This window comes from Neoroseomonas eburnea, from assembly GCF_018129005.1.
GTDB classification, from domain to species: domain Bacteria; phylum Pseudomonadota; class Alphaproteobacteria; order Acetobacterales; family Acetobacteraceae; genus Neoroseomonas; species Neoroseomonas eburnea.
The window spans coordinates 124,399-134,534 of sequence record NZ_JAAEDL010000017.1 but is presented as its reverse complement, the minus strand read 5'-3'; the positions used below and the strand labels follow the sequence as shown (position 1 = coordinate 134,534).

9 protein-coding genes and 1 pseudogene are annotated in these 10,136 nt (G+C 71.8%); 9 read left to right on the top strand and 1 reads right to left on the bottom strand.

Features of this window, described 5'->3' with window-relative positions; all coding sequences use genetic code 11:
* From GXW74_RS17590 to GXW74_RS17575, 4 genes and pseudogenes are all read left to right on the top strand, one after another.
* A pseudogene (locus GXW74_RS17590) lies at positions 1–240 on the top strand (DEAD/DEAH box helicase); the annotation flags it as partial.
* Positions 241–331: 91 nt separating this feature from the next.
* On the top strand, positions 332–1,525 hold the full coding sequence (locus GXW74_RS17585) for an acyl-CoA dehydrogenase (protein WP_211847832.1): 1,194 nt from the start codon (positions 332–334) through the stop codon (positions 1,523–1,525).
* A gap of 26 nt (positions 1,526–1,551) precedes the next feature.
* On the top strand, positions 1,552–1,971 hold the full coding sequence (locus tag GXW74_RS17580; protein ID WP_211847831.1) for a DUF2721 domain-containing protein: 420 nt from the start codon (positions 1,552–1,554) through the stop codon (positions 1,969–1,971).
* On the top strand, positions 1,968–3,296 hold the full coding sequence (locus GXW74_RS17575) for a class I SAM-dependent RNA methyltransferase (protein ID WP_338148264.1): 1,329 nt from the start codon (positions 1,968–1,970) through the stop codon (positions 3,294–3,296). The genes GXW74_RS17580 and GXW74_RS17575 overlap by 4 nt, the downstream gene beginning before the upstream one ends.
* A 193-nt stretch (positions 3,297–3,489) precedes the next feature.
* Here the strand turns inward: GXW74_RS17575 and GXW74_RS17570 are convergent, their stop codons facing one another.
* Complete coding sequence (locus GXW74_RS17570) at positions 3,490–4,530, bottom strand: class I SAM-dependent methyltransferase (RefSeq protein WP_211847830.1); 1,041 nt, start codon at positions 4,528–4,530, stop codon at positions 3,490–3,492.
* Positions 4,531–4,688: 158 nt separating this feature from the next.
* Here GXW74_RS17570 and GXW74_RS17565 point away from each other — a divergent pair, with 158 nt between their 5' ends.
* From GXW74_RS17565 to GXW74_RS17550, 5 genes are all read left to right on the top strand, one after another.
* The gene (locus GXW74_RS17565) at positions 4,689–5,663 is read left to right on the top strand and encodes an MBL fold metallo-hydrolase (RefSeq protein ID WP_211847829.1); all 975 of its coding nucleotides are present in this window, start codon (positions 4,689–4,691) and stop codon (positions 5,661–5,663) included.
* A gap of 676 nt (positions 5,664–6,339) precedes the next feature.
* Positions 6,340–6,972 carry a TetR/AcrR family transcriptional regulator gene (locus tag GXW74_RS17560; RefSeq protein WP_211847828.1) on the top strand — a complete coding sequence of 211 codons (633 nt, stop codon included), beginning with the start codon at positions 6,340–6,342 and terminating at the stop codon, positions 6,970–6,972.
* Complete coding sequence (locus GXW74_RS28030) at positions 6,969–7,919, top strand: HlyD family secretion protein (RefSeq protein WP_246523547.1); 951 nt, start codon at positions 6,969–6,971, stop codon at positions 7,917–7,919. The genes GXW74_RS17560 and GXW74_RS28030 overlap by 4 nt, the downstream gene beginning before the upstream one ends.
* On the top strand, positions 7,916–8,854 hold the full coding sequence (locus GXW74_RS17555) for an ABC transporter ATP-binding protein (protein WP_338148263.1): 939 nt from the start codon (positions 7,916–7,918) through the stop codon (positions 8,852–8,854). Before GXW74_RS28030 ends, GXW74_RS17555 begins: the two co-directional genes overlap by 4 nt.
* Positions 8,851–9,990, top strand: coding sequence for an ABC transporter permease (locus GXW74_RS17550; RefSeq protein ID WP_211847826.1), 1,140 nt, complete (start codon positions 8,851–8,853; stop codon positions 9,988–9,990). Before GXW74_RS17555 ends, GXW74_RS17550 begins: the two co-directional genes overlap by 4 nt.
* Positions 9,991–10,136: the final 146 nt, after the last annotated feature.

Sequence of the window (10,136 nt, the reverse complement as noted above, 5' to 3'; positions counted from 1 at the left end):
GCGCCGCGCCGCGAGCGCGACCGCGACCGCAGCGCGCGGATCGAGCGCGAGACCGCCGAGCCCCGCGCCGAACGCGAGCCGCGCCGCGAGCGCGAGCCGCGCGGCGAGCGCCGCTACCGCCAGGAGGATCTCGGCCCGGCGGTGAAGGGTTTCGGCGATGCCGTGCCCGCCTTCATGCTCATCCCGCTGCCGCGCCCGCGCGCGGAGAAGCCGGGCACGCCCGAGACCGAAGCCGCCTGAGCTCCGCCGGGCGCCCAGCGCCCGGCTTTCATGATTGCCCGACCGCCGGCCGGATCGCATCCTGCCGGCCCGATGCCGGAGGAAGGCCCCCATGAACGTGGTCAGCAAAGCCGCCCGCACGCAGTTCGTCTGGGACGACCCGCTGCTGCTCGAAGACGCGCTCACCGAAGACGAGCGCATGATCCGCGACAGCGCGCGCGAGTTCTGCCAGGAGAAGCTGCTGCCCCGCGTGCAGGAAGCCTTCCGCAAGGAACACTTCCACCGCGAGATCATGAACGAGTTCGGCGCGATGGGCTTCCTCGGCGCGACGCTCGACAGCCATGGCTGCGCCGGCGTCGGCTATGTCGCCTATGGCCTCATGGCGCGCGAGGTGGAGCGCGTCGATTCCGGCTACCGCTCGGCGTTCTCCGTGCAGTCCTCGCTGGTGATGTTCCCGATCCACGCCTTCGGGTCGGAGGCGCAGAAGGACAAGTTCCTGCCCAAGCTGCGCACCGGGGAGTGGGTCGGCTGCTTCGGCCTGACCGAGCCCGATGCCGGTTCCGACCCCAATTCCATGCGCACCCGCGCGAAGAAGGTCGATGGCGGCTACCTGCTCTCGGGTTCCAAGACCTGGATCACCAACTCCCCGATCGCCGACGTCGCCGTGGTCTGGGCGAAGGATGACGAGGGCATCCTGCGCGGCTTCATCCTCGAACGCGGGATGAAGGGGCTGTCCTTCCCGAAGATCGAGGGCAAGTTCTCCCTGCGCGCCTCGGTCACCGGCATGATCATGATGGACGAGGTCTTCGTCCCGGAAGAGAACCGCCTGCCGGGCGTGAAGTCGCTCGCCGGGCCGTTCCAGTGCCTCAACCGCGCGCGCTACGGCATCGCCTGGGGCGCGCTGGGCGCGGCCGAGGATTGCTGGCACCGCGCGCGCGACTACACGCTGAACCGCAAGATGTTCGGCAAGCCGCTGGCGCAGACACAGCTCATCCAGAAGAAGCTGGCGGACATGCAGACCGAGATCACGCTCGGCCTGCACGCCGTGCTGCGCGTCGGGCGGCTGTTCGACGAGCACAAGGTGGCGCCGGAGATGATCTCCCTGGTCAAGCGCAACAATTGCGGCAAGGCGCTCGACATCGCGCGCATGGCGCGTGACATGCACGGCGGCAACGGGATCGTGGACGAGTACCACGTGATCCGCCACGTCATGAACCTCGAGACGGTGAACACCTACGAGGGCACGCACGACGTGCATGCGCTGATCCTCGGCCGCGCGCAGACGGGGCTGAACGCCTTCGGCTGACGACACCCCCCTGGAGGGCGGGCGCCATGCTGACCGGCCTGGACCTGCAGACGATCGAGCGGACCCTGCAGCTCGCCATCGCGCCCGCCTTCATCCTCGGTGGCATCATGGCCCTGTTGGCGCTCCTCACGGGGCGGCTGCAGCGCCTGGCGGAACTGTATGAGGAGAGCCGCCAGGGGGCGGACTCCCCGCTGCACGACCTCCGCCTGCTGGTGCGGCGCGCGCGGCTTGCCTATCGCGCCATCACCTGCGCGATCGTCGCGGCCGTGCTGCTCTGCATCCTGGTGATCGCCGCCTTCATCGAGCCTCTGGCCGGGGTGACCGTGGGCGGCCATGTCGCCTTCCTGCTCCTGGCGGCGATGCTTTTCCTCACCGCATCCCTGGTTTTCTTCCTGTGCGAGGTGCTGCTCAACTCCCGCAACCTGCCGTTGCGCCACGACCGGTGAGCGGGGCCGCCCCGACGCTGCGCATCACCGGCATGGGCGCGGCCGGGGATGGCCTGTCCGTTCTGCCCGACGGCACGCCCTGCTTCGTCGCCCGCGCCCTGCCGGGCGAAAGCGTGCGCGCGCTGCCCGGCGCCCGGCGGCGGGAGGGCTGCGCGGCGACGCTCGTCGAGATCCTGGAACCCAGCCCCGACCGGGTGGCGCCCCCCTGCCCCCATTTCGTCGAAGGCTGCGGCGGCTGCGCGGTGCAGCACTGGGCGCCGGACGCCCAGGCGGCTTGGAAGCAGGCGCAGGTGGCCGAGGCCCTGTCCCGTGCCGGCTTCCGGGACGTGCCTGTCGCGCCGACGGTGACGACGCCCGCAGGCCGCCGCCGCCGCGCGGATTTCGCCCTCCGCCGCGCCGGACCAGCCATCCGCATCGGCTTCCATGCGGCAGGCAGCGGCGAGGTGCTGGACCTCTCCGCCTGCACGGTGCTGGACCCGCGCATCGTTGCGCTGCTGCCGGCGCTGCGGGGGCTGCTGCGCGGGGTGCGCGCGCTGCGGCGGGAAGGTTCGGCGGTGGTCAACCTGCTCGACACCGGGCCCGACCTGTTGCTGCGCACCGATGGCACCCTGACGGCCGAGGACCGCGTCGCCCTGGCAGGCTTCGGCGAGCGGCAGGGACTGCCGCGCATCGCCTGGGCGCCGAAGGACGGCGCGGCGGAAGCGGCCGCGCAGCTCGGCCCCGCCACCATTGCGCTGTCCGGCGTCGAGGTCGCACCGGCGCCCGGCGCCTTCCTGCAGGCGAGCCCCGAGGGCGAGGCGGCCATCATCGCCGCGGTGCTGGCCGCCCTGCCGGCGAAGCTGTCGGGCCGCGGGCGGATCGCCGACCTCCATGCGGGGCTCGGCACGCTGTCCTTCCCGCTCGCCGCACGCGGGCGCGTCACCGCCTTCGAGGGCGATGCGGCGGCGATCGCCGCGCTCTCGGCCGCCGCCGGGCGCTCCGGCCTGTCGGTGACGGCGACGCGCCGCGACCTGGCGCGGCAGCCGCTGACGGCGACGGAACTCGCGCCCTTCGCCGCCGTGGTGCTGGACCCGCCCTTCGCCGGCGCGGCGGAACAGGTCGCGCTGCTGGCGCGCAGCCAGGTGCCCGTGGTGGTCTATGTCTCCTGCAACCCGGCGGCTCTGTCGCGCGATGCGCGCGCCTTCGCCGCCGCCGGCTGGCGCGTCACGGCGGCTACCCCCATCGACCAGTTCGTCCATTCCGCCCAGGTCGAGGCGGTCATCGCCTTCACCCCCGGCCGAGCGGCTTCTCCCGGCCCGTCACGTCGCTTGCCCGGCAGGACCTGAACGCAACCGGCCGTCCAGGTGGCCCGGCCACCTGACGGGGGTGTCGGGGGCGGCGCCCCCGAACGGAGCGCGAGGCGGAGTCTCGCCCGCTGAAGCAGTTCCCGTACGCCTCGGCTCGCAGCAACCACTCCGGCCCATTGTCCTTGCGAGCATCTTGGCCCGATCGGGTGGTTCCACCTGCCCGGGATCCGCCCTATCGCGGCTCCATCTTCGAAAGATACAGCGTCGCGACCCGCCGCTGCGTCAGCAGTTCCTCGGCCGTGCAGGGTTTCGCCAGGCTGTCGCCGTCGATGAAGCGCAGCGGGTAGCGTCCCGACAGCGCGGCGAGCAGTGCCGGCGCCTCCTTGCAGCGGTTGGCGTCGAATTCGAGCAGTATGCGCAGCCCCGGGCTGCGGTCCATCAGCCCGGCCATGCCGGCGACCACGCGGTCGGCGGCGGAGGCGACGCCGATCCGCAGGAAATCGACGCTGCCCGGTTCGAGGTCCTGCAGCGCGACGGCGGGCGCCGGGCAGCCGGCGCGGCCTTCCTCGAAGGTGAACCAGTTGGCGAAGGGGCCGGCGAAGGGGCCGACCAGCAGCGCCGGCACACGCACGGATTCGTGTTTCGCCTCGGCCGCCGCGAGCCGGTGGGGCGTGACGATGCCGCCAAGGCCGTTCACCGCGATGTTGCGGCGGAGCAGCCAATGCAGCCAGGGATTGGGCTCCAGCGAGACGACACGGCCTTCCGGCCCCACCAGGTCGGCGAGCAGGATGGTGTAGTAGCCGTAGATCGCGCCGATGTCGTAGGCGGTCTCGCCGCGGGCGAGGTTGCGGCAAAGGAATTCGGTGACCCAGTATTCCCAGTAGCCGTCGAGCAGCAGGTGCGGCGCCATGCCGCCATCCGCCGCGTCGGTGAACATCTTGAAGCGGCCGAGGGCGCGGCAGAGCACGCTGCCGTCCGGCAGGGGCACGATCTGGGTGCGGTCGCGGATCAGCGCCTCGATCTGGCGGCGATTGCCGCCGCGCAGCAGTTCCTCGAGCGTCGCGATGTCGCGGCGGCCGACGGCGGCGTGCATCGCCTCGATCTCCGCGCGCAGCACCGCCAGTTCGCCGCGGATGCGGAACAACTCCATATGGGTGCCGTGCGCGGCGCTGCGCCCGCCATCACCCGTACCGAAAAGCCAAGAGATGAAGCGGGGCACGAGGCCGGGCCGCGCGCGCGCCGGCGTCGGAATCTGCATTTCGTCCTTGGGCACCGGCGTTCCTTGGGCCAGCAGGTGAGTGAGAAGTGTCGGTCGTCCCCGGCCGGCAGATTCCCATCAGGCGCGCCGCGTTGCAACCCGGCAATCTGCGCCGGGGGCTTGACCCGGCGGCGCGGCATCCCACCCTCCTGCCGCACCGGGAGACCGCACGCATGATCCATCGACGCCTTGCCCTGCTTGCCGCCGGGGGAGCGATCCCCGCCCCGGCCCTGCTGCGCCCCGCGCGGGCACAGGGTCCCGCCGCCGCCCCGGCCACGCCGCAGGCGCCCGGCTTCTATCGCTTCATGGTCGGGAGCCTCGCCGTCACGACGGTGCATGACGGGTTCTTCTCCCTGCCCATCGACCGCTTCGTGCGCAACGCCCCGCTGCCCGAGGTGCAGGCTGCGTTTCGCGACGCCTTCCTGCCGACCGACCGCGCCTTCATTCCCTTCACCGTCACCTTCGTGCAGCGGGGGGAGACCCTGGTGGCATTCGATGTCGGCAACGGCGTGACGCCGTCCGGCGCCACCGCCGGGCGGATGATCGCCAACATGGCCGCCGCCGGGATCGACCCCATGCGGGTGACGCATGTCATCCATAGCCACTTCCACGGCGACCACATCAACGGATTGCTCAATGCGGAGGGCGGCCGCGCCTTCCCGAACGCCGAGGTGCTGGTCCCCGCCCCCGAATGGGACTGGTGGACCGATGAGGCCAACCAGGCCCGCAGCCCGGAGGGCCAGCGGGGCACCTTCGCCAATGTCGCGCGCCGCTTCGCGCCCTATCGCGACCGCGTGCGCAGCTTCCAGCCGGGAGCGGAGGTGATCCCTGGCATCACCTCGATCGCCGCCTACGGCCATACGCCGGGCCACACGATCTTCCGCGTCGCCGACGGCAGCGAGCAGTTCATCTTCCTTGCCGATGTCACCAACCGGCCGGAGGTCCTGATGGCGCATCCGGACTGGCAGATCGTCTTCGACTTCGATGGCGATGCGGCGGCGGCGACCCGGCGACGCGTGCTCGACATGGTCGCGACCGACCGCATCCGCGTGACGGGCTATCACTATCCCTTCCCGGCCAATGGCCATGTCGCGCGCGCCGGCAGCGGCTTCCGCTTCGTGCCGGCCGACTGGTCGAGCGCCGTCTGATACCGACGGCCGCTCTTCGCGACCGCTGACATCGGCCGCTTCGTGCCCTCGGGCGCCGGGCGCAAACCTCCGGTTTGCCCGGCTTCGCCGGACCACCGGCGGGCCGCATTCCGGATCCCCGGTCACGTTGCAAGGCAAGGTGACCGGCTGCCCGTCGCGGCCTCGGCACGAGTCAAGAACTCGTGCCGCCGGTATGGTACGAGCCAGCCTTCCGGCTGGCTCGGTATCCGCATCGTGGCGTCGCGCGCCCCCCCACCAGCGCCGCGCGCCGAACCCCTGAGGCTTGCCGACAAGGTCGTCGGCAAGGTTCGGCTGCATGACACCGCAAGCGGCAGGGCGGGAAGGCCCTCCCGCCCGGGCTGCACCGCGCGGGCCAGCCTACGGAACAGCGCCGTGGTGGGCCCGCCGCCGGACCTTCGCCCGATGTCCAGTGCTGCCCGCCGGCTCTGCCGCCACGCTTCGGCCGGGTTGCGGTTCCGAGATCGCCTCCTCCTGTCGGGGGCGAGCGCGGCGAGGCGATTGCGTCACCTGGCCTGCCCCCCTTGTCCGACGCCACGGCGGATCGCGGCGCGCCATCCCGCCTGCCCGGCCCGCATACGAACGAAGCAATGGCGGAACATCTTGACGGGCTGGCTGCAAGAACTTACTGACTGTCCGGTCAGTCATTAACGGCGCCATGGACACCACCAACCCACGCCGCCGCCGCAAGCAGGCCCGCCCGGCGGAACTGCTCGCCGCCGCGCTCGACACCTTCCGCGACAAGGGCTTCGCCACCACGCGCATGGAGGACATCGCGGCCCGCGCCGGCGTGTCGAAGGGCACCATCTACCTCTACTACCCCTCCAAGCAGGCGGTCTTCGAAGCCCTGGTGCGGGAGAGCATCCTGCCCAACCTCGCACGGCTGGAGGCGATCCAGGCCGCTGCCAGCGGGAGCTGCGCCGATCGCCTGCGCCTGTTCGTGCGCAGCCTGGCTGAGGCGACGGCGGATGCGCGGATCTTCGCCATCCCGAAGCTCGTGCTCACCGAGGCGGGGAACTTCCCGGAGCTCGCGCGCTTCTACCGGCAGGAGGTGGTGGCCCGCGGCCTCGCCATGGTCGCCGGGCTGCTGGAGGAAGGCATGCGGCGCGGGGAATTCCGGCAGGTCGATGCGGGGCTCGCGGCCCGGCTCTTCATCGGGCCGGTCATGCTCGCCGCGCTGTGGCGCAGCACCTTCGGCGCCATCGAGGAGACGCCGCTGCCATCGGGCGCGATGCTCGACCTGCATCTCGACCTGTTCCTGCGCGGCATCGCCGCGGAGGCCCAGCCATGAGGCGCGCAGTCCGGCCGGCCTTGCTGCTCGCCCTTGTCCTGCTCGGCTGCGACGGCAAGCGGGCGGACGAATTCCAGGGCTATGTCGATGCCGAGTACCTGCGCATCGCCGCGCCGGAGGCCGGCTGGATCACCGGCATCGCGGTCGCCAAGGGCGCGCGGGTGGCGGCGGGTGCGCCGCTCTTCACGCTCGATGCGACGCGCGAGACCGCCGCGGCGGAGGAGGCGCGCGCGAGCCTCGCCCAGGCGCGCAGCGAGCTCGCCGACCGCGAGAAGGGATCCCGCCCGGAGGAGATCGCCGCCATCGAGGCGCAGCTCGCCGAGGCGGAGGCGACCCTCGTCCTCGCCAGGCTCACGCTGGAACGGCAGGAGGCATTGGCCCGCGCCCAGGTCGCCGCCGTCGCGCGGCTCGACGAGGCGCGCGCCGCGGCGGAGCAGGCCCAGGCGCGGCGCGACCGCATCCGCGCCGAGCTCGCCGTCGCCCGGCTGCCGGCGCGGGAGGACCGCGTCGCCACCGCGCGCGCGGCGGTGGAGATGGCCGAGGCCGCGCTCGCCCAGGCGGAATGGCGGCTGGCGCAGCGCAGCGTGGCCAGCCCGGCCGCCGGGCTGATCGACGACGTGCTGCGCCGGCCCGGCGAATGGGTGCCGGCGAGCGGCATCGTGATCAGCCTGCTGCCGCCCGATGCGACCAAGGTGGTCTTCTTCGTGCCCGAGGCGCGGCGCGCCACGCTGCACCAGGGCGACCGCGTCGCTCTCGCCTGCACCGGCTGCCCGGACGGGCTCATCGCCCGGATCAGCCGTATCGCCTCGGAGGCCGAATACACGCCGCCCGTCATCTACAGCCGGGAGACGCGGGCGAAGCTGGTCTGGCGCATGGAGGCGGTGATCGACGCCGTGCCCGGCGCGCCGACGCCTGGCCAGCCGGTGACGGTGCGGGCCGCGCCGTGAGCCCGGTGATCGAAGTGCGCGGCCTGACCAAGCGCTTCGGCGACCGCACCGTGGTGGACCGCTTCGACCTCCAGGTCGCGCGTGGGCAGATCATGGGCTTCCTCGGGCCCAATGGCAGCGGCAAGACGACGGTGATCCGCATGCTCTGCGGGCTGCTGGTGCCGGATGGCGGGGAAGGGAGCTGCCTCGGCCACGACATCCGCACCGGGAGCTGGGCGATCAAGCAGCGCGTCGGCTACATGACGCAGCGCTTCAGCCTCTACGAGGACCTGACGATCCGCGAGAACCTCGACTTCGTCGCGCGGCTGCATGGGCTGCCGGAGCGGCAGGCGAAGGTGGCGGAGGCGCTGAAGCGGCTGGGGCTGGCCGGACGGAAGGAGCAGCTCGCGGGTACGCTCTCGGGCGGGTGGAAGCAGCGGCTGGCGCTTGCCGCCTGCGTGCTGCACGCGCCGGACCTGCTGCTGCTCGACGAGCCCACCGCCGGCGTCGACCCCAAGGCGCGGCGGGAATTCTGGGACGAGATCCATGCCCTCGCCGCCGGCGGCATGACCGTGCTGGTCAGCACCCACTACATGGACGAGGCGGAACGCTGCCACCGGATCGCCTACCTCGCCTACGGCAAGCTGCTGGCGACCGGCACGGTCGAGGAGGTGGTGGCCGGATCGGGCCTCTCGACCTGGCACGTCACCGGGCCCGAGCGGCGGATCACGCGGCTGGTGGAGGAGCTGGCCCGCCGGCCCGGGGTGGCGATGGTGGCGCCCTTCGGCGCGACGCTGCATGTCAGCGGGCCGGATGCGGCGGCGCTGGACGCCGCGGTGGCGCCGTTCCGCGAGGAGGCCGATCTTGCCTGGAGCCGCGGCACGCCGACGCTGGAGGACGCCTTCATCCACCTGATGACCAGGGCGGATGACGACCGGCGCGGCAACGGCGCATGACGCGGCCACGCTTCGCCTGGCATCGCCTGGTCGCCGTGGTGGTGAAGGAATTCATCCAGATGCGGCGGGACCGGCTGACCTTCGCCATGATCGTCGGCATCCCGATCATCCAGCTTCTGCTGTTCGGCTACGCGATCAATTCCGATCCGCGCAACCTGCCGACCGCGGTGCTGAGCCAGGACAACAGCGCCTTCAGCCGCGCCATCGTCACCGCGCTGCAGAGCAGCAGCTATTTCCGCGTGACGGTGCTGGCGCAGGACGCAGAGGAACTCGATGCGATGCTCGCACGCGGGGAGGTGCAGTTCGCCGTCGAGATCCCGACCGGCTTCGGACGCAACCTGATGCGCGGCGACCGCCCCGCCCTGCTGGTGATGGCGGACGCTACCGACCCGGCGGCGACCGGCAATGCGGTGGGCGCGCTCGAGCGCGTCGTGGACGGCGCCATGGCGCCGCTGCTGGACGGGCCGCTCGCGGCCTTCGCGCGCGGAGCGCCGGCGGTCGATCTGCGCATCCAGCGCCGCTACAATCCGGAGGGCATCACCCAGTACAACATCGTGCCCGGGCTGATGGGCACCATCCTGACGATGACGATGATCATCATGACCGCGCTCGCCATGACGCGGGAACGCGAGCGCGGCACGATGGAGAACCTGCTGGCGATGCCGGTGCGGCCGACCGAGGTGATGTTCGGCAAGCTCGCGCCCTTCATCCTCGTGGGTGCGATCCAGGTGGCGGTGATCCTCGGCGCGGCGACGACGCTGTTCGGCGTGCCGATGGTGGGCGAGCCCGGCGTGCTGGCGGTGGGGCTGCTGGTGTTCATCGTCGCCAACCTGGCGGTCGGGTTCCTGTTCTCGACCATCGCGCGCAACCAGCTCCAGGCGATGCAGATGAGCTTCTTCTTCTTCCTGCCCTCGATCCTGATGTCGGGCTTCATGTTCCCCTTCCGCGGCATGCCGGACTGGGCGCAGGCGATCGGCGAGGCGCTGCCGCTGACGCATTTCCTGCGCGTGGTGCGCGGGGTGATGCTGAAGGGGAACTCGCTGGCCGAGGTCTGGCCGGATATCTGGCCGATGATGGTGTTCCTGCTCGGCGCGACTGTGCTTGCCATTGCGCGGTATCGGCAGACGCTGGACTGATACCGCCGGCACGAGTCTTTGACTCGTGCCGAGGCCGCGAATGCGGCCCGCCGGCAGTCCGGCGAAGCCAAGCAAACCGGAGGTTTGCGCCCGGCGTCTGAGGGCACGAACAGCCTCATACCAGCGGCCGCGTATAGCGGCCGATG

What these genes read in the sequence shown, in the direction of transcription:
- GXW74_RS17585 (WP_211847832.1), top strand. Translation starts at nt 332, where the DNA reads ATGAACGTGGTCAGCAAAGCCGCCCGCACGCAGTTCGTCTGGGACGAC.
- GXW74_RS17580 (WP_211847831.1), top strand. Translation starts at nt 1,552, where the DNA reads ATGCTGACCGGCCTGGACCTGCAGACGATCGAGCGGACCCTGCAGCTC.
- GXW74_RS17565 (WP_211847829.1), top strand. Translation starts at nt 4,689, where the DNA reads ATGATCCATCGACGCCTTGCCCTGCTTGCCGCCGGGGGAGCGATCCCC.
- GXW74_RS17560 (WP_211847828.1), top strand. Translation starts at nt 6,340, where the DNA reads ATGGACACCACCAACCCACGCCGCCGCCGCAAGCAGGCCCGCCCGGCG.
- GXW74_RS28030 (WP_246523547.1), top strand. Translation starts at nt 6,969, where the DNA reads ATGAGGCGCGCAGTCCGGCCGGCCTTGCTGCTCGCCCTTGTCCTGCTC.
- GXW74_RS17550 (WP_211847826.1), top strand. Translation starts at nt 8,851, where the DNA reads ATGACGCGGCCACGCTTCGCCTGGCATCGCCTGGTCGCCGTGGTGGTG.